Genomic DNA, 437 nt, shown 5'->3' with positions numbered 1-437 from the left:
GGTCGGGATCTTTTCTACCAGTCCCCTTAACGAGTGCCGGATAATAGTGCTGGTTCGAACTCCAGGAGGTCTCGTGGAGAGTGATGATGATCTCCTCCTCCCGGTTCATCGCGGCGTCGAAGTCGAAAGCCAGCTGTAGTGCAACGTTCGAGAATCGGTTTATCCGTTCCTCGATGTCAGCCAGTAGGTCGTCGACGACCTCGCCCCCGATGTCCGTAACATCTGTTCTGATTCCGAACCCATCATCACCGGGAATGTTGGCTCCTGTTTCCACCAGAAGGTTGATCGTGTCATGCGACCGCCCCGGAAAATCCTCGTACCACTCCAGCACCAGATCCCAGTTCTCCTCGAATGCTGCCCGACATGCATCCTTGTCGAGCGCGAACCGTTCCTGGAGACGGGACCGTTCCGACTCCAATACGCCAGCGATATCGATA

At 55.8% G+C, this 437-nt stretch carries 1 protein-coding gene; it reads right to left on the bottom strand.

Features of this window, described 5'->3' with window-relative positions; genetic code table 11:
* The coding region (locus DVK01_RS22020; protein WP_158598806.1) for a hypothetical protein at positions 1 to 437 on the bottom strand (437 nt) is incomplete at both ends.

Origin of the sequence: Haloarcula sp. Atlit-120R (assembly GCF_003665885.1) — an archaeon.
Classification (GTDB): Archaea; Halobacteriota; Halobacteria; order Halobacteriales; family Haloarculaceae; genus Haloarcula; species Haloarcula taiwanensis.
The sequence above is the reverse complement of the archived record's forward strand: the minus strand, read 5'-3'. Positions and strand labels throughout refer to the sequence as shown.